Source organism: Bradyrhizobium sp. Ec3.3 (assembly GCF_000472925.1).
Lineage (GTDB): Bacteria > Pseudomonadota > Alphaproteobacteria > Rhizobiales > Xanthobacteraceae > Bradyrhizobium.
In genome coordinates this window covers 1-25,108 of sequence record NZ_AXAS01000086.1, presented here as the reverse complement: position 1 = coordinate 25,108, position 25,108 = coordinate 1, and the positions used below count along the sequence as shown (strand labels likewise).

Here is a 25,108-nt window from a genome sequence, read left to right as displayed (position 1 = left end):
TGGCGTGCGCCGTGAGAAGGCGGCGCTTTCCAGTGGGTGCAAGTCCCACCCGGCGAAACGCTCCAGCCGGAAGCAACCGGAGCAGCTATGGAGGTGACGAAGTGGCTGAAGCCTTCGGATAGCTGTCACGATATACGGTGACAGCGCGAGTGTGCAGGCCGTAACGCGAGTGAACGCTGAGCAAGCCTCGAAAAGGACGATGCACGGGCCGACCTGACGGCCATATCAGGGAAGGCTGACACGACTGGGGCGACGTGAGCGAAGCAATACCTCCAGTCGCTGTGCCGGGGTAGTGGCGACGGCATGTACACCAGGAAAGCGTACGCAACACGGGAGGCCCCAAGGCGTGGTCAGGGATGATCAACCGGACGCCCGCGAGGGACAGGCCGGGCGCCTTGAGGTGGCGGAGAGGTTTGTAGTACCGCTGAAGCCGGGTAACGCCGGCGGAGGGAAGGGACCTCAGTTCAAGACGAACGCAAGACGTGGTGAGGGACCTGGGGATTGGGCAACCTAACAACTCCAAAGAGTGTTCAGAAACTGCAGACGGCGTTACACGCGAAAGCGAAGGCAGAAGCCGGCTACCGCTTTTACGCTCTGTACGACAAGATCAGCCGGGAAGACATCTTGGCCCATGCCTATGCTCAATGCCGCTCCAACAAGGGCGCACCGGGTGTAGATGGGCAGGACTTCGCGGAGCTCGAGGCGTACGGGGTGCAGCGGTGGCTTGGCGAACTGGCGCTTGCGCTCAGGCAGGAGACGTATCGACCGGACCCTATCAGAAGAGTGTATATACCGAAGGCCAATGGCAAACTCAGGCCATTGGGCATCTCGACCGTGCGTGATCGGGTCTGCATGACAGCAGCGATGCTGGTGCTTCAGCCGATCTTTGAAGCCGATCTTCCACCAGAGCAATATGCCTACCGCACCGGGCGAAACGCCCAGCAGGCGGTGGTCGAGGTGGAAGCGCAGCTGTTCCGTGGCCATCCGGAAGTCGTGGATGCCGACCTCGCGGACTACTTCGGAAGCATTCCGCATGCCGAACTTCTCAAGTCGGTAGCGCGCCGAATTGTTGATCGGCGCGTGCTGCATCTGATCAAGATGTGGCTGGAATGTCCCGTGGAAGAAACCGACGATCGAGGAAGGAAGAAACGGACGACCGAGGCACGGGACAAGCGGCGAGGCATCCCGCAAGGCTCACCCATCTCACCACTGCTGGCGAACCTGTACATGCGCCGGTTTGTGCTGGGATGGAAGATGCTCGGGCTGGAGCGAAGCCTTGGCTCTCGCATCGTGACCTATGCCGACGATCTCGTAATCCTGTGCAGGCGGGGCAAAGCTGAAGAGGCCTTGCGACAACTGCGCATGATCATGGGAAGGCTGAAGCTGATGGTCAACGAGGAGAAGACACGAATCTGCAAGGTACCGGAAGGAGAGTTCGACTTCCTGGGCTACACGTTCGGGCGGATGTACTCAGCGAAAACCGGCCAGGCGCGCCTGGGCTACCGGCCATCGCGCAAGAGCATCAAACGCGTGATCGAAAGCATTCACGCGCTCACCGCCCGATCAGGAACTTGGCAAGAGACCACGGAGCTCGTAGGCCAGTTGAACCGCACGCTGCGCGGATGGGCGAACTACTTCAATGTAGGCACCGTCACCAAAGCGTATCGGGCGCTCGACAATTACGCGGCTGCGCGGTTGCGCCGGTGGTTGCGCTTCAAGCACAAGGTCAGGCGACGCAGGGGCGGAACCTATCCACTCTCGCACCTATACGGGTACTTCGGGCTCGTACGCCTAACCGCGCTTGGGCGCGACATGCCGTGGGCGAAGGCTTGAAGTCTTGTCCGAGAGCCGGATGCGGGAAATCTGCCTGTCCGGTTCGATGAGCGGGATGTGGAAACGGAGCCAAGGGTGAACTACTAAGGCACCGCCAGACGAAAGAGGCGGCCAACAGATATGTTCAGCCTACCGCCACCGCGCCACATCTCGACTCTACCCTTCGCCTCATTGACAAGATTTTGCGGGGCGAAGCCCGCCGATCTTCCGGTCGAGCAGCCGACCAAGTTCGACCTCCTGGTTAACCTGATCGTGGCGAAGGCGCTCGGCCTCGAGGTGCCGCCGACGCTTTTGCCCGCGCCGACGAGGTGATCGAATGAGCGATTGACTTCCGAAAGTGGCCCTTCGCTGCATTTCGCGGTGATGCAATAATTCAGAGGGAAGCGGGCGTCGCATGCTGGGCATGATCCGCGGGATCGGTCGTGAATGACCATAGGAGAACTCGGATGCAGTGATGAAGTTGAACCCAGTCTATGTCGAGCGTCGTGCTTCACGCACGAGCTCGCGATTCCGCTCTCGGCGACGGCGGGCTTCTTCGATCTCCCCGAATGCCCAGACAAAGCCGAAAATCAGCATAAGCAAAAATGTCCGACCGCTAACGGTCTGGATCACACAATTTCCGATGCAAATGAAATCTCGCCTCCTCGCAAATGGTGCGCCAATAGCGCCTCAATCAGGGAATGTTGATCGCCGGCAGCGGGCCAGTAGGTCGGATCAACGCTTTAGCGGGTGGCTCCTGCGCGAAGGCCGCGAGTGCAATCAAAACGGCGCATGATAGGGCAATGAAAAAACCGAGACGCCATCGCCTCTCCGTCCGCTCGTCTTCGGGAGTCTCAAGCCGGCGCGCGCCCGTTGTCGTGCGCATCGTTAATCTCCGATCGTGACGGTGAGAAGACCAGTTTTCCCAACACCCGCACTGAATATCGCGCCACTTGATGCGCCTGGGAACTACCTAGAAAGGTGGTCTGGTGTCCCTTATGCTCGTCCGAAGGTCGGTGACCTGCACACTCTTTTCGGGGGGGACATGCATCCATCCACGGATTCCACCAATCCGCAGAATCAAAATGTCTATGCACTCTGGGATCGACTGGCCGAGTTCTCCGCTGGTGACGGTGATGCCGCACTGATCCATTTGCTAACCACGCTCTGTGCCATGGTCGCGGCACAGAATGCGCTTTGGGCCGTTGTTGTGCGATTGCCTTCATCCGCGCCAAAAGATCCTTTATTCGGCTGGCGTCCACGCTTGGTGCGGCTCCTGCATCCGGTACCGGCGATGGCCACGTCCGTGCAGGAGCAGTTCGACACCCTCTGGTCCTCCAACGTCGACCTGTCGCAGATCCTGGCCGTGTCAGGGGACGAGCCGTTCCGCACCCGCCTGCTCTTCGAGGCACTGCCGCCAGAATGGTTCGAAAGTGAGCACTATCGGCGCCACTACCTCGAAGTCGGTCACGCCGACAGCATCTCGGTGCGTTGCGCGCTCAACGACGATGTGCGGATTCACCTGTTCGTGTTTCGCGATGTGCAGGCGCCCCGCTTCTCTGCGCTGGACAGCAGCCTTCTGGGCTTCGTGATGCGCGGGTTGAGATGGTTCTCCCGGCAGCAGCTGCTCAGCCACGGCCTGCTCATCGCCAACGCGCCCCTGACGCCGACCGAGCGAAAGGTGCTGCTGGGACTGCTCGACGGACACATGGAAAAGCAGATCGCGCAAAAACTCGACCAAAGTCCGAACACGACGCATTTCCACGTCAAGTCGATCTACGCCAAGTTCGGCGTTCGGAATCGCTCAGCACTCGCCGCGCTGTGGCTCGGCAAGCTGCGATAGCGAACTTCAGGCGGCGCCTGGGCCGGCTGAGGAGGTGGTGGTAGGAATGGGTGCCACCCTTGTTTCGAGGCGGGGGGAGTAGCTTAGGGGAGGTATGGCCCGCTCGGGCGATGGTTTCTCAATCCGTTCTCTCGTTCGGCTTTGATGGCGCTATATCCCCGCTGGCACAGGGCCGAAATCGCAGCTTCGATCGCCCGGTCGTCGTTGCGCCGCTCTTCCGCCAGCACGCCGATTTTCACAAACGCATCGAGCGTCTGTTCCGCATTCGAGATTTCGATGCGCAAACAGCGAGCGCCATTCTGCTTGCGGGCACGATAGCGACGCGCACACTGCCGAACGACCATGCGGTGGTGCGCCAGGCGCTGCAGCTCCTCGTCGGGTCGCGGTCAACTGCGCATCCATCGGCCCGGTGGCTTCGTCTGCAGATGCCGCGCAATTTTTCGCAAGTGGTCGCATACCGCAGTGTAGCCCAGCTGCCGCAACAGCTGCTCGGCTTCATGCACATCCTCACGACAGGGCGTCCCGACCTTGATGAACGCCGCGACCACTTCAACCTCGTCCCAGCCCTTCTCGCGTGCGACGGTCGCCAGATAGCCGATCAGCTCCGCGAGCGTCGTGATGCCACGAAGATCATAGTCACTGCGCGGATCGTGATGCCCAGGCGGCAACTCGGCAGCCCTGCGCCGGATCTCGGCAATCTCCACATCAGTGATGATCGGCATCGTCGACATCGATCACCTCCATGCGTCGCCGGGATGGTGACGGTTCGTTGCCGAGCAGCGCAACCGCCTGCCTGAAGTTCGCGACAAATGTCTCGGCATTGAGACCAACATTGAGGTTAATATCGTGCGGCAGCAGGCTCGCAGCGACACGGACGAAAGTCGACGGATCATTGCGCGCACACCGCCTGATCGCTTCAAGGCCTTCTTCCTCCCACACGGAATGAAAGTCGGAGAGAAACGATTCCGATAACCTGCTGCGCGAACCTCGCGGTCGACCAGCGGGATTGCCAGATTGCCCGGGCGGCCAAGGCGGCGCCAGATTGGAATTGGCCGGACTATTCTGCGGCTCCGCCGGCTTAGGCCGCTGCGGACTAACCTCGCCGGTTGGCTGCTCAGGTGGGACCAGATCACTCATACCGAGCCCCTGTGGGGCAAATCATCAGCTGCAGCCATCATATCATATGTGACGCCTTGCTGTAATTTCACTGAAAAGGGCGCGGGAGGTACTGCTAACGGTCGGCTGTCTCCGAAACTTGGGCCCCCTCCTGCGGGTCGAATGAGACCCGTTGAGGGGTGTCAGATTTTTTCTTGGGACTTCTCCGCGCATATCCTGAGCCTCGATGTGACCTCCGCGTGCGTCAATTTGGGACGGTTCCGTTCGCGTGGGATCGCGCTCGTTACGTTCAAGCCGTTCCTAGTGCGAAACTGGTGTGGTATGCGAACGTCAGTCGAACGGCTGGCCTCCAGCGCAAGCACGGAGACTAGGCATGGCTTATAAGCTTGTTTACGCAACCGTGCGCGATGATCATCCGCGCAAGGTCATTCACGCCATCCGGGTCGTCGATACGCTGCTGGAATTCGAGGAGATAGAAGAACTCGCCGCGCGCATGCGCGCTCATACGCTCGCGAAGCACGGCGAACAGGAACCCGCGATCGTCGTGGTGCAGGGTGATACTAAAGAGACGTTGCGCCTTTTTGGCGAGCCCTACGCGGTCGCTCGCGTGCGCGCTGCGATGTTCAACGCAGCGATCCGCTGGAGCCAATTTATCCTTTGAACACAACTGGTCGAACTATTCGACGTTTATCGTCGGCAAACCCTGCTCGACGCGTCCAATAATGCGCGCGAACGGGTAGCCGTCTTCGACGATCCGCCGCACGATTGCTTCTGCCTCAGTCGCATCGCAGGCGATCAGCAGGCCGCCCGATGTTTGTGGATCGGTGAAGAGTTTCCGCTGCCACTCCGAAAAATCGGGGCGGAGCTTGACGCCATCTCCATAACTTGCCCAGTTGCGGGTGGATGCCCCCGTAGCGAAGCCTTGCCGGACCAGTTCGGCAGCCTCCGGCAGGAGAGGAACGCTTGCCGCCTTCAAGACAATAGTAACATTCGATCCGCGCGCCATCTCCATGGCGTGTCCGAACAAACCGAAACCCGTCACATCTGTCATGGCGTGGACCGAAGCGTCCTTTGCAAGCGCCGCTCCGACTCGATTGAGCAGCGTCATCGACCCAATCATGTCCGCATAGGCAGGTGCCGATAACGCGCCCTTCTTGAAGGCCGCGGCGTAAATTCCGACGCCCAGTGGTTTCGTCAGGATGATGGCATCACCCGCCCGCGCGTCCGCGTTGCGGCGTATGTCCTTCTCCTTGCAGGTTCCTATGACGGCGAGACCATAGATCGGTTCGGGAGAGTCAATCGAATGACCTCCTGCGATGGGGATGCCGGCCGCGGCGCAGACGGCAGATCCGCCGGCGAGAATCCTCGCCGCGATCTCGGCGGGCAATTTGTCGATCGGGATTCCAAGGATCGCCAGGGCCATGATCGGCGTGCCGCCCATGGCATAAACATCGGAGATCGCGTTGGTCGCGGCGATCCGCCCAAATTCATAGGGGTCGTCCACCATGGGCATGAAAAAATCCGTGGTGGCAATCACACAGGTGCCGTTGTCAAGCTTCCAAACCGCGGCATCATCGCCCGTCTCGGTGCCGACCAGCAGTTGCGCGAACGGCTGAGCTGCCGGCTGACGGCCGAGCAGCTGCTGCAGAACGGAGGGCGCAAGCTTGCAGCCGCAGCCGCCACCATGCGCAAGGCTGGTAAGACGCAGATCTACAATGTTCATGTGGCCAACTCACGGATGCTTGTTGCAGGGTTGCCGTCGGACGCGCGAAGGACCAGAACGAAACGAGAGGAGGGGCTCGTGACGGCCTCAGCGCTGTTTTACGATTCTGAAAATGTAGAGTTCGCCGGCGCGCGCCTGCGCGCTCAATGCATGTCCGGTTTGATTGACGAAGGCTGGGACGTCGATCACGGTGAGCGGATCGGTACATTCGAGAACCAGCGTACCGCCGAGCGGAATGGTGCGCAGCGCTTTCTTGGCACGCAACACTGGTTGCGGGCACCGTAAGCCGCGAAGGTCGAGCACAATCTCGTTGGGTTGCAGGGACGTAATCGGTGGATGGGGCATTACAAAGCCGCAGCGCCTCCCGCGTTTCGAGCGAGCGCGTCGTATGCCCACATCGTACGCCCCGAAACTCGGGAGCCAACCTGAAGGTCACGCCTCAATACTGCAAGACAGCACAACCTGCGTCAACATGAATCGGCATGTTCGCGGATGCGACCAAGCGTAGCTCTAAACCGTTTCGCGATTGCGGAATGCGGGTCTGTGGGCTCATGGTGGACAACCCATAGGCTTTGGCTATGTCTCTCAGCCCATGGCAGCCGGTGCTCTGCGAATGGGAGCTGCGGCCGACAACAGATGTCAAGGTGTCGCGGGCTTTTGGCATCGGCTGCTTGCATCGAATCCGGCTTTGACTGAGAATGGCCAAACGCGCTCTTGGGATTCCAATCGCTCAATGTATGCGGCAAGTGCGTCCCCCCTGTGGGGCTGTGATCTCGGAGGAGAAGCAGCGATGAACATGGAGCTATCGCGGCGCCAATTCGTGAAAGGCGCCAGCGCGGGCATGGTCAGCACGACCCTTGGTGCACTTGGTTTCGGTGGAATTGAGGCAGCCCTTGCGGCGTCGATACGCCCATACAAGCTGTCCGGCGTGACCGAAACCCGCAATACCTGCACGTATTGCTCGGTCGCCTGCGGCATCATCATGTATTCCAAGGGCGACCTTGCGAAGGGTGAGCAAGCGGACATCATCCACATCGAGGGCGACGCCGATCACCCGACCAATCGCGGCACGCTTTGCCCGAAAGGCGCAGCACTCCTCGATATGGTGCATGCCCAGACGCGGACGAAATACCCGCAGATCCGCAAGCCGGGCTCGGACAAGTTCGAGCGTGTGTCTTGGGAGGTCGCGCTCGATCGCATCGCGCGGCTGATGAAGGACGATCGCGACAAGAACTTCATCGCCAAGAGTGCCGATGGCGTCACAGTCAATCGATGGCTGACTACCGGCTTCCTTGCGGCCTCCGCGACCACCAACGAAACGGCATGGGCGACCTACAAGGTTGTTCGCAGCGCCGGGATGCTGGCGTTCGATAATCAAGCGCGTGTTTGACACGGCCCTACGGTAGCCAGTCTGGCTCCAACATTCGGCCGCGGCGCAATGACGAATTCGTGGACTGATATCAAGAACACGGATCTCGTCGTCATCATGGGTGGCAACGCCGCCGAGGCTCACCCGTGTGGGTTTAAGTGGGTCACGGAGGCCAAGGCCAACCGTGGTGCCAGGCTGATTGTCATCGATCCGCGCTTCACGCGCTCGGCATCAGTTGCCGATGTCTACGCTCCGATTAGACAGGGCACGGACATCGCATTCCTGCTCGGCGTCATCAAGTATTGCATCGATAACGACAAGGTGCAGTGGGACTACACGAAATCCTTCACCAACGCGCCTTACATCGTAAAGGAAGGCTTCGCCTTTCAAGACGGACTGTTCACCGGCTATGACGAGGCCAGGCGCGACTACAACCGGTCGACATGGGAATATGAGCTTGGGCCGGACGGCTATGTGGTCGTGGATGCCACGCTGCAGAACCCGCGCTGCGTCTGGAATCTGCTCAAGCAACACGTTTCCATCTATACGCCCGAGATGGTCGAACGAATTTGCGGCACGCCGAAGGACAAATTCCTGAAGGTGGCCCAGATGATCTCCGAGACCTCATCGCCGACCAGGACGATGACCTCGATGTACGCGCTCGGCTGGACCCAGCACTCCAAGGGATCGCAAAACATCCGTGCGATGGCGATGTTGCAGCTTATTCTCGGCAATATCGGCGTGCGCGGCGGCGGCATGAATGCGCTGCGCGGCCATTCCAACATCCAGGGTCTTACGGACATCGGGCTGATGTCGAACCTGATCCCAGGCTATCTGACGATCCCGACCGAAAAAGAGGCTACTTTCAACGCCTATATGTCGACGCGCGGCTTCAAGCCATTGCGGCCCGATCAGATGAGCTATTGGCAGAACTACAAGAAGTTCTTCGTCAGCTTCCTGAAGTCGATGTGGGGCGACGCTGCGACGGCGGAGAACGACTTCGCCTACGACTATCTGCCCAAGCTCGACGTGCCGGGTTACGATGTCCTTCGTGCCTTCGACATGATGCATCAGGGTAAGTTGAACGGGTACTTCTGCCAGGGCTTCAATCCCCTGCTGTCGTTCCCGAACAGAAAAAAGGTCACCTCGGCGCTTTCCAAGCTCAAGTTCCTCGTCGTCATGGATCCGTTGCAGACCGAGACTGCGCGGTTCTGGGAGAACCATGGCGACCACAACGACGTCGAAACCTCGAAAATTCAGACAGAAGTAATTGAGCTTCCCACTACCTGCTTTGCTGAAGACACCGGTTCGCTGGTGAATTCCGGCCGCTGGCTGCAGTGGCACTGGGCGGGCGGCACGCCTCCGGGCGAAGCCAAGCACGATACCTGGATCATGGCGCAGATCTACATGCGCCTGAAGGCCTTGTATCAGAAAGAGGGCGGTGCGGTTCCCGAGCCGATTGTCAATCTGTCCTGGAGCTATAAGGATCCAAACGAGCCCTCGCCAGATGAACTGGCGAAGGAGCTCAACGGCGCCGCGCTGGAAGACATCACGGACCCAAACGATCCGACCAAGGTCCTGATCGCCAAGGGCAAGCAGCTCCCGGGCTTTGCGGCGATGCGTGACGACGGCAAGACCAACGGCGCGTGCTGGATTTACTCCGGAAGCTACACCGAAGCGGGCAATCAAATGGCCCGCCGCGACAACAGCGATCAGGACGAGACCGGTGCCTTCTCCAAATGGGCTTGGTCGTGGCCCGCCAACCGCCGCATTCTTTACAATCGCGCGTCGGCGGACATCAACGGCAAGGCCTGGGATCCAAGCCGAAAGCTGATCGAATGGGACGGGACGAAGTGGTCCGGCTATGACGTGCCTGACATCGCACCTGGCGCCAAGCCGGGCGTGGTCGGCCCCTTCATCATGAACCCCGAGGGGACGGCACGCTTGTTTACGCGCGGCATGATGCGTGACGGGCCGTTCCCTGCCCATTACGAGCCGTTCGAATCGCCGGTCGTCAACGTGACCGCGCCAAAGGTTCGCGGCAATCCGGCCGCGCGCGTATTTAGGGGAGACATGGAGCAGTTTGGCAACGCCAAGGAGTTTCCCTTCGCGGCAACGTCCTACCGGCTCACTGAGCATTTCCATTTCTGGACCAAACACGCCCAGATCAACGCTTCGTTGCAACCCGAATTCTTCGTCGAGATTTCGGAGCAGCTCGCTAAGGAGAAGAACATCCAGTCGGGTGCGTGGGTCCGGGTCTGGTCCCAGCGCGGATCGGTGAAAGCGAAAGCCGTGGTGACGAAGCGCATCGTTCCGCTGACCTGCGACGGCAAGACGGTCCACATTGTCGGCATCCCCCTACATTGGGGTTTCACCGGCGCAGCAAGGAAGGGGTTCGGGCCAAACTCGCTGACGCCTTACGTTGGCGACGCCAACATCGAAACGCCCGAATACAAGGCGTTCCTCGTCGATATCGAGCCCATTGCCGGGCCGGTGGCATAGGGAGGCACGCACATGTTTCCTCCGCTTCCCAACCCCCCGGTCCAGCCGATGCCCGCCAAATTTGGTGAGCAGGATCTGGTTCGTCGTTCGGCATCGAATGTGGCCCCGCCGGCGCGGCAGCTCACACAGATGGCCAAGCTGATCGATACCTCCAAGTGTATCGGTTGCAAGGCGTGCCAGGCTGCGTGCCTTGAGTGGAATGACTTGCGTGAGGAAGTCGGCTTCAACCATGGCGTCTTAGATAACCCACTCGATCTCACGCCGTCCAGCCTGACCGTGATGCGGTTCAGCGAATGGATCAACCCTGAAACGCAGAATCTCGAGTGGCTGATCCGCAAGGACGGCTGCATGCATTGCGCGGATCCGGGCTGTCTCAAGGCGTGCCCGGCGCCTGGCGCAATCGTCCAGTACTCCAATGGCATCGTCGATTTCGATCACGACAAGTGCATTGGCTGCGGATACTGCATCAAGGGATGCCCCTTCAACATTCCGCGCATCTCGAAAGTCGACAACAAGGCGTACAAATGCACGCTTTGTTCCGACCGTGTTGCCGTCGGACAAGGCCCGGCTTGCGCCAAGGCCTGCCCGACACAGGCGATCGTGTTCGGCACCAAGGAAGAAATGAAGCAGCATGCGGAAGACCGCATCAAGGATCTCAAGTCGCGCGGCTTCGTGAATGCCGGCCTCTATGATCCGCCCGGCGTCGGCGGCACGCATGTCATGTACGTTCTTCACCACGCTGACAAACCGGAGATCTACGCAAATCTTCCGAAGGATCCGCGGATTAGTCCGATCGTCGAGGTGTGGAAAGGCGTGACCAAATATGCGGGCATGGTTGCTATCGGCGCTTTTGCGGCGGTCGGCTTTTTGCATCACTTGATCTCCGGGCCAAATCGAGTATCCGATGAAGACGAACAGAATGCCGAACGTCTGACAGGAGGCGGGTCATGACCGCCTATGATGTCGAGCCGGGCGATCAGATCCATGCCGGTCATCCGGTCACGGTCGATCGCTATACCAAGTCAGCTCGAATCAACCACTGGATCACGGCGACATGTCTCGTGTTGCTGGCATTGTCGGGGCTGTCGTTGTTCCATCCGAGCCTGTTCTTTCTGACGGGATTGTTTGGCGGGGGGCAGCCGACCCGCATCATTCACCCCTGGATCGGTGTCCTGCTGTTCTTCAGCTTCTCGGGCCTTTTCATCCGGTTCTGGCGGGCGAACCTGTGGCGACGGGAAGACGGGACGTGGCTCGCGCAGCTTCGTGACGTTCTTGCTGCCAACGATGACAAGCTGCCAGAGGTCGGCAAGTACAATGCTGGCCAGAAGACGGTGTTCTGGGGCATGTCATTCCTGATTGTGGTTCTGATTGCGAGCGGCCTTGTCATCTGGGACCAATATTTTGCCGCGTACACGACGATCGATCAAAAGCGTCTGGCGGTGCTTATCCATGCGCTGGCAGCGGTCGTGATCATCTGCGTCTGGATTGTCCACGTCTATGCGGCGATCTGGGTGCGCGGCACCGTCAGTGCGATGACGCGGGGCCGCGTAACCGGCGGATGGGCTTGGCGCCATCATCGAAAGTGGCTGCGCGAACTGGTCGGAGGCAGGCAAACTCGCTCGTGATGAGCGCTCTTCTGGCGTATGTTTGATGGAGACTAAGGCGGCACGTGGCCCGGAGGGTTCGTGAGGTTAATCGATGAGTAAGGTTGGAGCGCCCCGGCACGACCCTGTGCCGATCGGCGAGATCGCTGAGCCGCCGTTCGCGCGTCTCCCCGATCCGTCAACGCTGTTCCAGACGCGGTCGGAACGCTTTCAGCACTTGTCCGCGCAGCACCAGTTGGCTCCTTTTCTCCGGTTTCTGTCGGGCATTTCGTTGTGTCAGCATCAGTTGCAGGAGGGGCTGCCGGATGCTGATCTTCCCTCGGACGACGACCGCAAGCGCGCCCGGCACCATGCAATGCCGCCGCTCGACCGCGGCCGCTTCGCGGCTGACGCTGCATTCGATACGACGCTCAAGCGCTTGCTTCAGCTGGCATCCGGGATCGATATGCCGGACACCGCGCGGTCTGCGCTGACCCGCGTCACTAAAGCAGACCCGGCCACGCGCATCGCGATGACCCGGGCGGTGCTGGCGGATGAGATCCCCGTCGAGGCGATGGCGGACCATGTCTTCATGGCTGCGGCGCTGCAGGTTCATTACGCGCGCATCGCCTCGAGGCTCGATGCAAGGACACTCGTTCCCGTCGCCGACGGTGCGTGCCCGTGCTGCGGCGGCGCGCCGGTCGCATCTATGGTGGTCGGCTGGACTGGCGCACACGGCTCGCGATTTTGCACCTGCTCCCTGTGTGCGACACAGTGGCATTACGTGCGGATCAAATGCACCCTGTGCAGCTCGACCAAGGGCATTGCCTATCGCGAAATCGAAGGAGGGGATGGCACGATCTGGGCCGAGACCTGCGAGTCGTGCCATGGCTACGTTAAAATCCTGCACCAGCACAAGAATCCCGATCTTGATCCGGTCGCCGACGATGTCGCCAGCCTGGGTCTGGATCTGCTGCTGCGGGAGGGCGATTATAGGCGAGGCAGTTTCAACCCGTTTTTGCTCGGCTATTGAGGTGAGCGATGGAACGTGCCGCAACTGCCGATTTGCGCAAGCTTCCCGCCGTTGATGAGGTGCTGAGGGCTACCGAAGCGGCAGATGCGATCGAGCGCTTTGGACGGCCGGCGGTCGTCGGCGCTGTGCGCCGTGTCATGCTGGAATCCCGAGCCAATGGAATCGTCCCGAAAAGTGCAGAAGATGTAATGCACGCAGCGCTGATGGAGCTCGAGGTTCAGGAAGAGCTCAAACTGCGGCCCGTTTTCAATCTCACTGGGACCGTTCTGCACACGAATCTCGGCCGCGCGCTTCTCGCCGAACCTGCGATCAAGGCTGCCGTAACGGCCATGCGATCGGCCGTCGCGCTCGAGTTCGAGCTTGAGGACGGCCGGCGCGGCGATCGCGATGATCACCTGCGCGGCCTTTTGTGCGAGCTCACGGGGGCCGAGGATGCCACCGTCGTCAACAACAACGCGGCCGCCGTTCTGCTCGTTCTGAACTCGCTGGCGTATCGGCGGGAGGCCATCGTTTCGCGCGGCGAGCTGATCGAGATCGGCGGATCCTTCCGCATGCCTGAAATCATGTCGCGTGCGGGCGCCAGGCTGATCGAAGTCGGAACCACCAATCGCACCCACGCGAAAGATTACCTCGGGGCGATCGGCCCCAAGACTGGCATCGTCCTCAAGGTTCACACATCGAACTATCGGATCGAAGGCTTCACCAAGGAGGTGGGCGCTCGCGAACTGGCGGCGCTGTCCGCTCAACACAAGATTCCCATGGTGCATGACCTCGGGTCCGGGACGCTGGTCGATCTCACGCGGTTCGGCCTGTCGCACGAACCGACAGTCGCCGAGGCCATCGCCGACGGCGCAGGCCTGGTGACCTTCTCGGGCGACAAGCTGCTCGGCGGTCCACAGGCGGGGTTCATCGTCGGCCGCAAGGATCTGGTCGCCGCCATCAATCGCAATCCGATGAAGCGCGCGCTGCGTCTCGACAAGATGCGGATCGCGGCGCTCGAGGCGACGCTCAAGCTTTACCGCGATCCCGACAGAATTGCGCAGCATCTGCCGACGTTGCGGCTGCTGTCGCTAGCCAAGGCCGAGATCGAGGCGCGCGCGCACCGGCTGTTTCGCCAGGTGAAGGCGGCAGTCGGTCCGTCGTTCACGATCGAGATCGTGACGTGCGAGAGCCAGATCGGTTCGGGGGCGCTTCCACTCCTCACCGTGCCGAGCGCCGGTCTTGCGATTCGTCCGGCAGGGCGCAGAGGCGGACGTCTATTGAAGCGCCTGGCCGCAGGATTACGTTGCCTCAAGATCCCCATCGTCGGCCGAATTGAGGATCAGGCGTTGGTGCTCGATCTGCGCTGCCTTGATGATGAGACCTCCTTCACAAGCAATATTGCCTCGCTCGATCTTTCGGAGAAAGGCAATGAGCGCACATAACGCTCTCGCGGACGTGTCCGGCGCGCATCCAGAGGCCGATCAAATGGCCGTGGCCCGCAAAGCATTCGAGAGAGGGGATTATTCGACGGCACTCGAGATTTGGGGGCCTCTCGCCCATGCTGGAGTAGCGCAGGCGCAAGCCTATATCGGAGCCTGTTTTGTCGAAGGCTGGGGGATCGAGCGGGATTTCGCGCTGGCGGCGCGCTGGCTGACGTTGGCAGCAGACGCCGGGGATCCGGACGGACAGCGCAATCTGGCTGCCCTCTATTTCAGGGGCGATGGTGTGAACCAGGATTACAAGCGTGCCGCTTCGCTTTACCGCAGGGCTGCCGAGGCCGGCGATGGCCCGGCGCAGGACATGTTGAGCTGGATGCTGCTGGAAGGCGAAGTCATCGTCCACGACTATGCCGAGGCTCGAAAGTGGGCGCTGGCCGCCGCCGAACAGAACATCGCCTCGTCCATGACGCGGCTTGGAATGATCTATCACAACGCGCTCCGGGTCGAACGCGATCCAGGGTTCGCCGCTCACTGGTGGCGACGTGGCGCCGAACGCGGCGACGCAGATGGTCAGGCGATGCTCGGGGCCGCTTGTTATCTGGGAGCCGGCGTTGAACGCGATCCGCGCCAGGCGATGGTCTGGCTGTTGCGGGCCAGGGCTGGCGAAAGCAAGTTGGCGTCACAGTTCCTCAACGCAGTTCGCTCCATGCTCACTGAGGCCGAGATCACGGAGGCGGAACAGCGCGCGGCGTCGCCACTGCCCGAACCATCGCCATGATCATCGGGACCGCCGGCCATATCGATCACGGTAAGACCTCCCTGGTGCGTGCGCTCACGGGCGTCGACACTGACCGCTTGAAAGAGGAAAAAGCGCGCGGCATCTCCATTGATCTGGGCTTTGCGTACCTGCCCGCCCCGAACGGATCGGTGCTCGGATTCGTCGATGTTCCGGGGCACGAGAAGTTCATTCACAACATGCTGGCTGGGGCAGCGGGGATAGACTTCGTGATCCTGGTCGTTGCCGCCGATGACGGAATCAAGCCGCAGACGCTGGAGCACCTGGCGATCGTCGATCTGCTTGGAATAGAGAAGGGCATCGTCGCGCTGACAAAGGTCGACCTGGCCTCTCCGCCGTGGCGGGCAAAAGTCTCGGCGGACATTGCGCGGCTATTGAAGGGGACGGGGCTGGCCGACGCGACGATTGTCCCGGTCTCGACGGTCACGGGAGACGGCATCGCCGAGCTGCGCGAGCATCTGTTCGATGCGGCCCGGAGAATCGGCTCTCGCGCTGCGTCGGGTCGTTTCCGTCTCGCCGTCGACCGCTCATTCACCCTCACCGGCGTTGGGACCGTGGTAACTGGTACCGTCTTGTCGGGACAGATCTCGAGCGGGGATCGCGTGATGGTTTCACCATCCGGCATCACGGCCCGCGTGCGTTCTATCCATGCCCAGAACCATCCGTGTCCTCGCGGCGTCGCCGGTCAACGCTGCGCCCTCAATCTTGCGGGAGACAGCATCAACAGGGACGCCGTTCGCCGGGGCGACATGGTTGTCGACCCGGACCTGCACGCGCCAACAAACCGGATCGACGCCGATCTGCGCCTGCTTGCCTCGGAGCCAAAACCTGTCGGCCAATGGATGCCGCTCCGCGTGTTTCACGCTTCCACCGACGTTGGCGCCCGCGTGGTGTTGCTGGATGATTCTCCACCGGCCCCGGGAAGAAGCGGACAGGTCCAGTTGGTCCTGGACCGGCCGATCGCCGCGGCGGCCGGAGATCGTTTTGTGGTTCGCGATACCACTGGCCAGCGTACGATCGGGGGCGGGACATTTCTGGATTTGCGTGCGCCGGCCCGCAAGCGCCGGACCCCGGAGCGGCTTGCCCAGTTGCGCGTTCATCGGCTTGGCGATCCCAAAGTGGCATTGGCCGCGATGCTTGAAATCGCGCCGCGGTTTGTCGAACTCTCCGCCTTCGCGCGTGACCATGCGTTGTCGGAAACCTGGATAAAGGAAACCCTCGAGCGGTTGTCCATCGTCACGGCGCCGACAGCCGACGGCGTATTTGCCATGTCGGCGCCGGTATGGCTCGAGCTCAAGCGGATGTTGCTTGCAAAGCTGCAGGCATTTCATGCCGACAATCCCGATTTGCAGGGCTTGGGTCTTGAACGGTTGAGATTGCAGCTTGAGCCCCGCCTTCCGGCGCAAGCATTGCTTGCTGTTCTTCACGGACTTGTACGCAGCAAACACATCGCCTTGGACGGCGCGTGGGTCCGTCTCGCCGGCCACGAAGTCCGATTGACGACTGACGACGAGAGGCTCTGGACGAGGATCGCCCCGTTGCTGTCCGGTGCCGAACGATTTCGTCCGCCACGCGTCCGCGATACCGCGACGTTGCTGGGGCTGCGCGAAGCCGATGTGCGGCGGTTGCTGAAGCTGGTTGGACGCATGGGGAAGGTCGATGAGGTCGCGCATGACCATTTCTTTCTCCGTGCAACGGTGGCGGAGATGGTCGGGGTCATTGTCGATCTGAGCGGTACTCAGCCGCCTGGACAGTTCACGGCCGCGCAGTTTCGCGATCGGGTCGACAACGGCCGCAAGGTTGCGATCCAGATCCTCGAATTCTTCGATCGTCATGGCGTGACGCTGCGTCGGGGCGACCTGCGCCGCATCAACAAATATAGGCTCAACCTGTTTCGCGGACCGTCCGCGGACGAGCCGCACGACATCCAGGCTTCAGGAGGAGAAGCGTCCCCGGTGGGGCGTCCGGACTTCAAATCCGGGAAGGGCCGCGAGCCGGTCCTTGGTGGGTTCGACTCCCTCTCTCTTCCGCCACGTTAGAATGGAAGACATCATGGGCCCTGCGCAATCCTATCTCGACGCGCTCAAGCTCTCGGCCGAACGCTGCGCCGCGGCAGAGGACGAGTTTCGCCGCGGGATCACCGAACGAACAAGACAGCTGGAGAAGGAGCGCTCATTTGCATTTCGAAGATTGAACCTGATGAAGGAGATCTCCGCCGCCATTGCAGGAGCCGAAAGCGAGGAAATCGCGATGGCTGCCGCAACCGCAGCGCTGCGTGCGAAACTGGGATGGGTGAGCGACAGCGAAGCTCGCATGCAAGTCGTGTCCCGCTTTGCAACAGTGGCGCAAGCCATGTTTGCCGGCCTCGCGCCCTCCGAAAGCGATGACGAGGCGAAGCCCGACGTGATCAAGTCGCTGGCCGCCTTCGAGGCGTGGTACGCGGAGACGCATCCGCATCCGTTCTGGTTCCTGTTCGAGAATTACATGCCGGAGACGCCCGTTGTCGATTTCTGAGAGAGATACTCTCGCCAGCGATTTCGACCGATGGATATCGGCGGAGTTTGCAAAGAGCGGACCATTCACGGCGTTCGCCGTGCTCATCGAGATCGCCGGCAGCAGGGTAGCCCCGCTGTGTTCGACCTATTTCAACGTCATCGGGGATGAAGTCGACTGGGGTGAGATCACGGTCTTGTTTGCGGGCTCCGGACAGCAATGGGACGGTGCGGCGTTTTTTCCGCAACGCTCAGCCGGCGGCGGTCCGCTGGACAATCCCAATGCGCGCCTGGGACTGCGAAAGCTCGAAGAGCGGCTCGATGATAACCATCTGGTGCTCAATGAGGGTCACTTCTTTGACAAATGGGGCCGCAGGATGAAGATCGAGGAAGTCGAGCAATGATTGTGGCTTGGCACCGTTCCTTTGAACCAGACGCGGCTTGATCGTGGCCCAACGTCTGCTCATCATTCTCGTGAACACCGATCCGCGCAATGTGGAAGAACTCGGCGCGCCCTTCTACTACGCGGCGGTTGCTGCCGCGATGGATTACGAGGTCGATGTGCTTTGTACCGCCACGGCGGGCAAACTGATGTTCGTAGGCGTCGCGGAGAAACTGGTCATCAAACAGGGGCAGCCCAAGACCGTCTACGACTGGATCAAGGAGGCCCATGAGCACGGGGCACGCTTCTGGGCGTGCCCGGCCAATCTCGAATTGTTCGACAAGAGCGAGGCCGACCTTGTTCCGGAGTGCGGGGGCGTTATGGGAGCTGCTGCCATGATTCAGTCCGTGATGGACGGTCAGTGCCGGGTTCTTACTTTCTAGAGAGGCATCCGCGTGACACCAGGCCAGGACGCCGAGTTTCCGGAGCATCTGCTCTACGACATCGAGAACCAGGTTTGGTACGAGCCGCTCGCGGACGGAACGATTCGTGCGGGCTTCACCCGATGGGCGGCGGATTTGATGGGCGAGGTGCTCGTCGTTACGCCCAAGCGTCTGTACTTTGACTTCGAGAAAGACCGATCTCTCGCTGTTGTCGAGGGCGGCAAATGGGTCGGCGCGGCGCTGGCCGCGTTCGATGGCGTGGTCGTCGGCCACAATCAATTGCTCGAGCGCAAGCCGGAACTTCTAAATCAGGATCCTTATGGTCAAGGCTGGATGGTGTTGGTTCGCCCGAAGGGAGAGGATTGGCGCCACGGTTTGGTTAGCGGGGCATCGATAAAGCCGGCGTTTGACGCCTGGATTGAAAGGGGCTCGTACAAGGATCGAAGCAGCTAAAGTCGCTGCCCATGCAGACGTCGCACAGGACTTGGCGCATGAACCGAAAGGGGGCCGGTTTTCGGAAAATGCTCCATCAATAATCGAGCCTCCGCGGCACCGAAAACGATTAATCTTGCCTTCATCCGTTCCTCACCTAAAGTATGCTCATCAAGAGGACGGAGTCTCCGAGACCGTCAAGGCTGACGTCTCACGCGTCGTCTGGAAAGGGGGGGTTGCAATGAAGCGACAAGACCTTTCGAAGCTGTCCGCTTGGTTTGTTGCCTTTCGCCGGGCCTCCCGTGTTCGGGAGCCAGCGCAGGATACCGCGACCGAAACCTCACCAATTCTTGTGTTCGTTGCCGTCTCTCTTTTCTTTGATGCTGACGATCCTGGAGATTGATCTACACCGTGATGAGTTGCGGCTACTGGGCATCATCCTCGGCGAGGACGGCATCGATCCGGTGGTCAAGGGTCCGTAACGCCGACGCATCTTTCCTTCGTTCGCCAGCCGGCGAGAGTATCCGCACCAGGACAATTGGGGACGGTTGCCTGCTCTCGCGTGACGTGCGTTGCTGCGGGGCGCTCTGCGATTCTTGTCGCCAAGCCCACGGATCGAATTGCGCCACGAAAGCCGGTAGCGTGTGTACAGGTCCGGCAATGGTCCCAGTGGAACCGGGGCGCTTATCCTCACCACGTGATGCACTTCACAGAGGAACTCTGTCTACGGGAATAAGAGCCTCCATGTCAATTCGACAGGAGGTAGGTAGCCGTGCGAACGTGGAAAATAATCCTCGCGTGCATCGTTTTGAGCGCAGCCTCGATTTTCGCGCTCGCTCACAATGGTTCAAGAAACGTTGCGGGCGGCGGCACCACAGGCCTTGCCGCCAAGCAGACGCAGCCACAGCCACAGCAATCAACGTCTGTGGAGAAGGCCCCTGCCGATGCAAAGTCCGACAAAGAATACGGCTGGGGACCGTTCCGGACGACCGACTGGTGACGTGCTCCTAGACCAGCCTGCGAAGGTCTCCGAGTTGGACCGTGCACAAACGGCGGCTTTTGGCAGATTGTAAAAATGCCGCCTCGCGATAGCTGACCTTCGCTCGAACCGGACATCGGCAGCTACCGTGCTGTGATACACCATGTCGATCAGTATGCGGCAGCGCCAGTCAATAATCCCGTGCAGGCCCGCTATTTTTCCGGCTGCGCGCCCCAGCGGCCCTTAAAAGCTTGGCGGCTTCCACGAGTTGGTCGGCTAGGTGCTGTGCGGTGTCCTGTGTCAGCACGAAGCGAAATGGTCCGTGGCCGGTCCTGAACTCGAGCAGGAGCGCATCCCGCCGATCCGGCAGTATTCTGAGCGCTACTCCCGATACGGCGCGAAAATCGGGCTCTGACTTTTCTCCAAACATCTTTGAAGAACTTTCTAGCTTTTCCCGTAACCGCTTACAGCGGCTCCCGGAAAGATCAAACTTCAATTTTCAATCGAATGGAAGGGAGATTTCGCTATCAGAACCGTCCGCGGATCGTAACCTCTGCGATGTCCGCTTTCAGGAGTTGAGCCGACCAAGATCGAGCTGGGTTCGGATGTTTCGCTTGTGACCCAGGCTGCGTGAAAACGCTCTGTTTGATGTGATTCGCGCGATAAGATTCCCTGCGACTTTGCGGGGTATCTGATGAAGCGCTTTGTTGAAGGGCTGGATCGCGGGCAGAGCACACTGTTTCCGGCATCGCTCGACGATTATGTGACCGAGGATAACCCGGTGCGAGCGGTCGACGTGTTCGTCGACGGTCTCGATCTCGACAGGCTCGGGTTTGTCGGTGTCCAGCCACTCGATACTGGCCGCCCCAGCTATCACCCCGGTGTTGTGCTCAAGCTCTACATTTACGGTTATCTTAACCGGGTTCCGTCGAGCCGGCGCCTGGAACGGGAATGCCAGCGCAACATCGAAATGATCTGGTTGACCGGGCATCTAGCGCCGGACTTCAAGACCATCGCGGATTTCCGCAAGGACAATGGCAGGGCCATTCGTGAGGTTTGTCGCGAGTTCGTCGCGCTGTGCCGCAGGCTTGAACTGTTCAATGCAGCGAGCGTCGCCATCGACGGATCTAAGTTCAAAGCCGTGAATGCACGGGACAAGAACTTCACCGAGGCCAAGATGAAGAGGCGTTTTGAGTGGATTGATGAGAGCATCGCCCGCTACCTCTCTCAGCTTGAAACCGCCGATCGGCATGGCGATGCGGTTCCGGAGGTGAAAGTTGAGCGGTTGAAGGGCAAGATCGAGAAGCTCAAGGAGGAGATCGTCCGACTCAAGGCGATCAACGCGGAGATGATGAAGAACGAGGACAAGCAGATCTCGCTCTCCGACCCTGACGCACGCTCCATGGCGACAAGTGGCAAGGACACTGGCATCGTCGGGTACAACGTGCAGATTGCAGTTGATACGCAGCATCATCTTATCGTGGCTCACGACGTAACCAACGTGGGCAACGATCGCCACCAGCTCGCCACCATGGCCGGGCAGGCCCGTGCCGGGAGATGGCTGTCGAATCGCTCGAGGTGTTGCTGATCGCGGCTACTACGTCAGCGAGGAGCTTCGTGTCTGTGAGGAGGCGGGCATCACGGTTACATTGCCGAAACCGCTGACGTCAGAAGCCCCTGTGGGGCAAATCATCAGCTGCAGCCATCATATCATATGTGACGCTTGCTGTAATTTCACTGAAAAGGGTGCAGTGAGCTCCTCGCCGGCTTCCGTCGCGGTCTCGTGCCCGGACTGGGCCGGCCTCGGTTCAAGGCGCGCATGATCCCGATCCGGGCGAACATCGTCGGGCCGCCTTGCTCGGCCACAAGGATTAGCGCCTCCATCGCGGCTTGCCATTCGGGCGCATCGTGAACGGCCTTGGGCAGCGCGGCGAAGTACTCGCCGGCATCGCGCAGCGTGACCAGCTTGCGGCCGTCCGGTTTCCCCTATCTGCGCTGAACCGGAATGCCGGCTACGATTTCGCTTCGAACACAGACCAACTTGATCCGGGCATCACGATCAAGCTCAAGCTCTTGTCCTTCCGGACTCTGAGCCAAGTAAGCTTGGGCCTGCATGAAGCAGGTGGCCGGGCTGCCAAACTCAGTCGGCACCCGTATGATCGTGCTCGCATTGTAGCGCGTGCAGTCATCGGGATGCGGCGCAATCGAAGCGGAGCATATGAGGATGAGGGCGGTAAGCATAGCCTCGTCCGAAAATCGTTGGTGATGGTCAAATACACTTCAGTAGTAACTTCAAAACGAGATAGAGCCATTATATTGCATGGTTTTCCCGGAACGCAAGATTTGCGCCGTCTGGCTTGTGAGACCCATCTGAGCTAGCGGCTTCTGTCTTCAAGAGCCTCACGTAGGTCCCGCTCTCGCAGGCTTGCCATAATGAGCAGTCCGGGTGGTCAATCAAAACTTACCGGCTTCGTTGTGGTCGCTGATACATTCTGTTTCGCCATCACTTCGAGCATTGCTTCGAAGATGATGATCGGCAAGTAAATCACAAGCATAACTTTATCCTCCATGGTTTCTACAACCGGCCGGCTTTCAGGGCATGTTGCCCCTGCTCCTGGAATCCCAACTAGGATGCAGGCGATTGATATCGCGACCACCGATACGTCAATTGCGAGATACCGCCAGCAGGTCACGCCCGGTTCGATCAGGAGCGCATTGCATCGATCGCATGACAAAACCGCTACGCTCGCGGCGACGAGCAAGACGAAAAAGTAGCGACCACGTCCATGCTCAGAGTGAATGCGCCGATTCATGCACAGTCAAAAGCGATCGTGCTGGACCCAACAGTTTCAGCTCTGGCTGAGGATTCGCGGCAACAAATGCGCTTAGTATCGGCCCTATCGGCCGAATGCCGACAGGAGCAGCAGGCCAACAGCACACGCAGCCATAAGGAGTAAGTAGAGGCCCACGAGTATCCTCCCACTCTCACATGGTCGGAGATTAAACGCCGATTTTCGGCTTTCAAACGTTAGTTTGCCAGTTTTTCCCCAATGCAAATAAAGCCGTTGCATGAAAGGACCAGCTAAAGCGCTCATGCTGGCTGGCCTTGCCTGCAACGTTCTTCGGAATGCTGACCGTATTCGAGGTGGCGCAACCGCCAACGGCTGGCTGCGCACGCGCGCAGGCTGAGGCGGTGAACGACAAGGCCCGCCAGCGTGAGCCGGCGGGCCTGGGCACTCCCGGCGCTCTGATCCGCAATCGAACCGGCAGCCGGGAGCTCGGGGCTGGAATGCAAGCCGTGCCATGGCCGCTCTTATGTGGCAATGGGCGCTCCGGTAGTTGTACGGAATCCATTTTCGGAAAGGGGTGTTCTACTGTGAGAACACCGGAGAGATTTGAGTACCGATTTTTAGTTTGCCCGGGATGGCCGCAGTAGGGGCTGGAACCACTCTGCGGCCTTTTCCATTGAGCAGACGTTACACCACATACCTGCTGTCTTGCGCGCCGGCTCACGTATTTGATCTCATGGAGCCAGTCTGGGCCGTTGGGGACGACCGTCTTGGAGATCGGCGACGCAAACCCAATGTGCTTCATGGCAGTCCTTGTCGCCGACGGACGCGGCCCGGCGACGCCTGGCCCGCCTGCGGCCAATATGGGTTGGCGTAGCACGTCGCCGAGAGTCCCGACGCCGACGCCCGGCATTGCTCCAACGATGTATAGCTGCAGTCGACGGCGGTGAAGCCGCTCTGCCCCCACTTTTGGAGGCATACCGGATAATGGGGATCAACCGTTGAGCCGTGGCTGGGGCGCCCGCCGGGAGCATCGCCACCGCCAGGCCTGTCCAACGAAGCATGCGCATCGCTAGAACTCCAGCAGCGGTAGCAACAGCTGCACGCCAATTGACCGGCCGGTGAAGCGTTCGATGAACTCCCGCACGAGCTCGGTAACCTCATGCCCTTCAGCGACCCTCTGATCCAGTTCTTCGGCAACGTCCTCGGAGGCATCGCGCGACCAACCCTCCAGCGGATTGAAAGCCACTACGCGCAGGGATGGTCGTACTGACCTATGAGGAGGTCGCTGATCAGGGTCCGGTAATTAGTCCCGGGTTGGCGAAGGGGCGTTCGGCGGTGAGCTTCATGAGCCAGCTTTAGCGCGATTCTGGCTTGGGAAGATGCTCATCTCGCTGCCGCCCCTGAGAATGGAGCCGCGCTCGACGCACGCCGAGCAGACGAACCGCGGCTCGATGTCCGACAACCGCAGCTCGTCAGGCCAGCGGACGCGCTTAGCTCTTGCCGGGAGCTCGATAGTGGCTCGCTGCTTTGGAAGCCCTTTCGGCCACCTTTTTGAATTCCGCCCCGGTCCAAGCTCTTGCAGTTTTCACGTCAGATATTGTGCCCGCCGCCACCGCTGCCAACATTGCGGCGATGATGGATTCGGATTCTTTAGCCTCAGAAATGACCATGAAGTCGCTGTCACCGGTCGTGAAGTAAAAGCTGATAAGCTCGCCACCAGCACCCTCAATCAGCTTGCGCACAGCCGGCTCTCTGTCCTCGGGTGCGCTAACCAATCCCTTGGCATAACTCTCGGTGAAGCAACCACGTGTGACCAGCCTGATCATAACGCTCCTCCATTGCTTTTGAGTTTATTGCAACCAATACAATTCATCTCATCGACCCAGAGATTTTAGGCTCGCCTCGGGAGGTTTATTGAGATGGATCAATCCAACCGGAGAAATCCCATCCGTCGAACAGTGCGCGGGGCTTCGATTCCGCGCCCCAGAGCTCACGCTCCATCGCGGGATGGCTGTGGTGCCGACATTTTCTGCTGAGGCTGGATCGCGGCGCGGTTCTTAAAGTAGTCGAGGACGAACAGGCGTATCGCGGACGACAGATTGCCATGCTGACGGGTACAGTCGATCTCACCGACAAGCTCCGAGAGCGTCATGTTGCGCAGGCCGGAGATCCCCTTCATGCCGTTCCAGAAGTCCTCTTCCAGGCTGACGCTGGTCTTCTGACCTCCGACGACGATGGACCGTTTCACGACCGAGGATCTCATGGCTATTCCTCGCGCTCGACGGCCAGCCGAACAAGGTCCGATCCTGCAAACGAGAACGGCCCCGGCGCGCGAGGCTGGCTGGAGGCACACCGGAGCCGTCCCGCGCACCGCCGCGCGCAAAGCCACT

General features: G+C 60.2%; 25 protein-coding genes, 1 tRNA gene and 4 pseudogenes. 19 read left to right on the top strand and 11 right to left on the bottom strand.

Going from position 1 to position 25,108, the window contains the following annotated elements; translation table 11 throughout:
* The first annotated feature begins 501 nt into the window (after window positions 1–501).
* From ltrA to YUU_RS0141990, 3 genes and pseudogenes are all read left to right on the top strand, one after another.
* Complete coding sequence (gene ltrA / locus YUU_RS0142000) at window positions 502–1,833, top strand: group II intron reverse transcriptase/maturase (RefSeq protein ID WP_051389937.1); 1,332 nt, start codon at window positions 502–504, stop codon at window positions 1,831–1,833.
* 186 nt (window positions 1,834–2,019) lie between these two features.
* Window positions 2,020–2,153 (top strand): annotated as a pseudogene (locus tag YUU_RS59620) (ABC transporter substrate-binding protein); the annotation flags it as partial.
* Between the two features lie 566 nt (window positions 2,154–2,719).
* Window positions 2,720–3,655, top strand: a complete 936-nt coding sequence (locus YUU_RS0141990; RefSeq protein WP_245288281.1) for a LuxR C-terminal-related transcriptional regulator — start codon at window positions 2,720–2,722, stop codon at window positions 3,653–3,655.
* Between the two features lie 83 nt (window positions 3,656–3,738).
* Here YUU_RS0141990 and YUU_RS0141985 read toward each other — a convergent pair whose 3' ends face one another.
* The 4 genes and pseudogenes from YUU_RS0141985 to YUU_RS63060 all read right to left on the bottom strand — a co-directional run.
* Window positions 3,739–3,999 carry a hypothetical protein gene (locus YUU_RS0141985; RefSeq protein ID WP_156944840.1) on the bottom strand — a complete coding sequence of 87 codons (261 nt, stop codon included), beginning with the start codon at window positions 3,997–3,999 and terminating at the stop codon, window positions 3,739–3,741.
* Window positions 4,000–4,041: 42 nt separating this feature from the next.
* A complete protein-coding gene (locus tag YUU_RS0141980; protein ID WP_156944839.1) occupies window positions 4,042–4,386 on the bottom strand; it encodes a hypothetical protein in 345 nt (114 codons plus the stop codon).
* Window positions 4,361–4,594: a hypothetical protein gene (locus YUU_RS0141975; protein WP_027527576.1), complete on the bottom strand. Its 234-nt coding sequence runs from the start codon at window positions 4,592–4,594 to the stop codon at window positions 4,361–4,363. The genes YUU_RS0141980 and YUU_RS0141975 overlap by 26 nt, the downstream gene beginning before the upstream one ends.
* 27 nt (window positions 4,595–4,621) lie before the next feature.
* Window positions 4,622–4,792, bottom strand: a pseudogene (locus YUU_RS63060) (hypothetical protein); the annotation flags it as partial.
* Between the two features lie 352 nt (window positions 4,793–5,144).
* On the opposite strand from YUU_RS63060, the gene YUU_RS0141970 reads away from it, so the two are divergent.
* The gene (locus tag YUU_RS0141970) at window positions 5,145–5,432 is read left to right on the top strand and encodes a hypothetical protein (protein ID WP_027527575.1); all 288 of its coding nucleotides are present in this window, start codon (window positions 5,145–5,147) and stop codon (window positions 5,430–5,432) included.
* Between the two features lie 15 nt (window positions 5,433–5,447).
* On the opposite strand, the gene selD is transcribed toward YUU_RS0141970, so the two are convergent.
* Together selD and YUU_RS0141960 are read right to left on the bottom strand one after the other, a co-directional pair.
* Complete coding sequence (gene selD, locus YUU_RS0141965; protein ID WP_027527574.1) at window positions 5,448–6,494, bottom strand: selenide, water dikinase SelD; 1,047 nt, start codon at window positions 6,492–6,494, stop codon at window positions 5,448–5,450.
* A gap of 87 nt (window positions 6,495–6,581) precedes the next feature.
* Window positions 6,582–6,839: a sulfurtransferase TusA family protein gene (locus tag YUU_RS0141960; RefSeq protein WP_051390203.1), complete on the bottom strand. Its 258-nt coding sequence runs from the start codon at window positions 6,837–6,839 to the stop codon at window positions 6,582–6,584.
* A 445-nt stretch (window positions 6,840–7,284) separates the two neighbouring features.
* Between YUU_RS0141960 and fdnG the strand changes: the two genes are divergently transcribed.
* The 15 genes and pseudogenes from fdnG to YUU_RS59605 all read left to right on the top strand — a co-directional run bounded on the left by fdnG (window position 7,285) and on the right by YUU_RS59605 (window position 22,305).
* Window positions 7,285–10,365 carry a formate dehydrogenase-N subunit alpha gene (gene fdnG / locus YUU_RS0141950; RefSeq protein ID WP_084801867.1) on the top strand — a complete coding sequence of 1,027 codons (3,081 nt, stop codon included), beginning with the start codon at window positions 7,285–7,287 and terminating at the stop codon, window positions 10,363–10,365.
* Between the two features lie 12 nt (window positions 10,366–10,377).
* A complete protein-coding gene (fdxH, locus tag YUU_RS0141945; RefSeq protein ID WP_027527570.1) occupies window positions 10,378–11,316 on the top strand; it encodes a formate dehydrogenase subunit beta in 939 nt (312 codons plus the stop codon).
* Window positions 11,313–11,990 (top strand): formate dehydrogenase subunit gamma, encoded by a 678-nt coding sequence (locus tag YUU_RS0141940; protein ID WP_027527569.1) that lies wholly within the window; start codon window positions 11,313–11,315, stop codon window positions 11,988–11,990. The genes fdxH and YUU_RS0141940 overlap by 4 nt, the downstream gene beginning before the upstream one ends.
* 73 nt (window positions 11,991–12,063) lie before the next feature.
* A complete protein-coding gene (fdhE, locus tag YUU_RS0141935) occupies window positions 12,064–12,981 on the top strand; it encodes a formate dehydrogenase accessory protein FdhE (protein ID WP_027527568.1) in 918 nt (305 codons plus the stop codon).
* An 8-nt stretch (window positions 12,982–12,989) separates the two neighbouring features.
* A complete protein-coding gene (gene selA / locus YUU_RS0141930; protein ID WP_027527567.1) occupies window positions 12,990–14,405 on the top strand; it encodes an L-seryl-tRNA(Sec) selenium transferase in 1,416 nt (471 codons plus the stop codon).
* Window positions 14,392–15,180 (top strand): tetratricopeptide repeat protein, encoded by a 789-nt coding sequence (locus YUU_RS0141925; RefSeq protein ID WP_051390202.1) that lies wholly within the window; start codon window positions 14,392–14,394, stop codon window positions 15,178–15,180. The genes selA and YUU_RS0141925 overlap by 14 nt, the downstream gene beginning before the upstream one ends.
* A pseudogene (gene selB, locus YUU_RS0141920) lies at window positions 15,177–17,009 on the top strand (selenocysteine-specific translation elongation factor); the annotation flags it as partial. The gene YUU_RS0141925 and the pseudogene selB, both read left to right, overlap by 4 nt.
* A 126-nt stretch (window positions 17,010–17,135) precedes the next feature.
* Window positions 17,136–17,231 (top strand) — tRNA-Sec (locus YUU_RS59615).
* Window positions 17,232–17,250: 19 nt separating this feature from the next.
* Window positions 17,251–17,712 carry a hypothetical protein gene (locus YUU_RS0141915; protein WP_156944837.1) on the top strand — a complete coding sequence of 154 codons (462 nt, stop codon included), beginning with the start codon at window positions 17,251–17,253 and terminating at the stop codon, window positions 17,710–17,712.
* 79 nt (window positions 17,713–17,791) lie between these two features.
* A complete protein-coding gene (locus tag YUU_RS0141910; protein ID WP_245288280.1) occupies window positions 17,792–18,094 on the top strand; it encodes a hypothetical protein in 303 nt (100 codons plus the stop codon).
* Window positions 18,095–18,137: 43 nt separating this feature from the next.
* Complete coding sequence (locus YUU_RS0141905; protein WP_027527562.1) at window positions 18,138–18,515, top strand: DsrE/DsrF/DrsH-like family protein; 378 nt, start codon at window positions 18,138–18,140, stop codon at window positions 18,513–18,515.
* 12 nt (window positions 18,516–18,527) lie between these two features.
* Complete coding sequence (locus tag YUU_RS0141900; RefSeq protein ID WP_035664835.1) at window positions 18,528–18,968, top strand: glycine cleavage system protein H; 441 nt, start codon at window positions 18,528–18,530, stop codon at window positions 18,966–18,968.
* A 220-nt stretch (window positions 18,969–19,188) separates the two neighbouring features.
* Complete coding sequence (locus YUU_RS59610) at window positions 19,189–19,350, top strand: hypothetical protein (protein WP_156944836.1); 162 nt, start codon at window positions 19,189–19,191, stop codon at window positions 19,348–19,350.
* A 1,270-nt stretch (window positions 19,351–20,620) separates the two neighbouring features.
* Window positions 20,621–21,602 (top strand): annotated as a pseudogene (locus YUU_RS53825) (IS1182 family transposase); the annotation flags it as partial.
* A 232-nt stretch (window positions 21,603–21,834) separates the two neighbouring features.
* Window positions 21,835–22,305, top strand: coding sequence for a hypothetical protein (locus YUU_RS59605; RefSeq protein WP_156944835.1), 471 nt, complete (start codon window positions 21,835–21,837; stop codon window positions 22,303–22,305).
* Window positions 22,306–22,376: 71 nt separating this feature from the next.
* Here YUU_RS59605 and YUU_RS59600 read toward each other — a convergent pair whose 3' ends face one another.
* From YUU_RS59600 to YUU_RS0141855, 5 genes are all read right to left on the bottom strand, one after another.
* On the bottom strand, window positions 22,377–22,739 hold the full coding sequence (locus YUU_RS59600; protein ID WP_156944834.1) for a hypothetical protein: 363 nt from the start codon (window positions 22,737–22,739) through the stop codon (window positions 22,377–22,379).
* 777 nt (window positions 22,740–23,516) lie between these two features.
* The gene (locus tag YUU_RS57655; RefSeq protein WP_245288279.1) at window positions 23,517–23,771 is read right to left on the bottom strand and encodes a DUF3551 domain-containing protein; all 255 of its coding nucleotides are present in this window, start codon (window positions 23,769–23,771) and stop codon (window positions 23,517–23,519) included.
* A 16-nt stretch (window positions 23,772–23,787) separates the two neighbouring features.
* Complete coding sequence (locus YUU_RS59595; protein ID WP_156944833.1) at window positions 23,788–23,964, bottom strand: hypothetical protein; 177 nt, start codon at window positions 23,962–23,964, stop codon at window positions 23,788–23,790.
* 244 nt (window positions 23,965–24,208) lie between these two features.
* Window positions 24,209–24,544, bottom strand: coding sequence for a GYD domain-containing protein (locus YUU_RS0141860; protein ID WP_027527559.1), 336 nt, complete (start codon window positions 24,542–24,544; stop codon window positions 24,209–24,211).
* A 164-nt stretch (window positions 24,545–24,708) separates the two neighbouring features.
* On the bottom strand, window positions 24,709–24,981 hold the full coding sequence (locus tag YUU_RS0141855) for a ribbon-helix-helix domain-containing protein (RefSeq protein WP_027527558.1): 273 nt from the start codon (window positions 24,979–24,981) through the stop codon (window positions 24,709–24,711).
* Between the last annotated feature and the right edge of the window lie 127 nt (window positions 24,982–25,108).

What these genes read in the sequence shown, in the direction of transcription:
- YUU_RS0141985 (WP_156944840.1), bottom strand. Translation starts at nt 3,999, where the DNA reads ATGGTCGTTCGGCAGTGTGCGCGTCGCTATCGTGCCCGCAAGCAGAAT.
- YUU_RS0141980 (WP_156944839.1), bottom strand. Translation starts at nt 4,386, where the DNA reads ATGTCGACGATGCCGATCATCACTGATGTGGAGATTGCCGAGATCCGG.
- YUU_RS0141970 (WP_027527575.1), top strand. Translation starts at nt 5,145, where the DNA reads ATGGCTTATAAGCTTGTTTACGCAACCGTGCGCGATGATCATCCGCGC.
- selD (WP_027527574.1), bottom strand. Translation starts at nt 6,494, where the DNA reads ATGAACATTGTAGATCTGCGTCTTACCAGCCTTGCGCATGGTGGCGGC.
- YUU_RS0141960 (WP_051390203.1), bottom strand. Translation starts at nt 6,839, where the DNA reads ATGCCCCATCCACCGATTACGTCCCTGCAACCCAACGAGATTGTGCTC.
- fdxH (WP_027527570.1), top strand. Translation starts at nt 10,378, where the DNA reads ATGTTTCCTCCGCTTCCCAACCCCCCGGTCCAGCCGATGCCCGCCAAA.
- YUU_RS0141940 (WP_027527569.1), top strand. Translation starts at nt 11,313, where the DNA reads ATGACCGCCTATGATGTCGAGCCGGGCGATCAGATCCATGCCGGTCAT.
- fdhE (WP_027527568.1), top strand. Translation starts at nt 12,064, where the DNA reads ATGAGTAAGGTTGGAGCGCCCCGGCACGACCCTGTGCCGATCGGCGAG.
- selA (WP_027527567.1), top strand. Translation starts at nt 12,990, where the DNA reads ATGGAACGTGCCGCAACTGCCGATTTGCGCAAGCTTCCCGCCGTTGAT.
- YUU_RS0141925 (WP_051390202.1), top strand. Translation starts at nt 14,392, where the DNA reads ATGAGCGCACATAACGCTCTCGCGGACGTGTCCGGCGCGCATCCAGAG.
- YUU_RS0141915 (WP_156944837.1), top strand. Translation starts at nt 17,251, where the DNA reads ATGGGCCCTGCGCAATCCTATCTCGACGCGCTCAAGCTCTCGGCCGAA.
- YUU_RS59610 (WP_156944836.1), top strand. Translation starts at nt 19,189, where the DNA reads ATGAAGCGACAAGACCTTTCGAAGCTGTCCGCTTGGTTTGTTGCCTTT.
- YUU_RS59600 (WP_156944834.1), bottom strand. Translation starts at nt 22,739, where the DNA reads ATGAATCGGCGCATTCACTCTGAGCATGGACGTGGTCGCTACTTTTTC.
- YUU_RS0141860 (WP_027527559.1), bottom strand. Translation starts at nt 24,544, where the DNA reads ATGATCAGGCTGGTCACACGTGGTTGCTTCACCGAGAGTTATGCCAAG.
- YUU_RS0141855 (WP_027527558.1), bottom strand. Translation starts at nt 24,981, where the DNA reads ATGAGATCCTCGGTCGTGAAACGGTCCATCGTCGTCGGAGGTCAGAAG.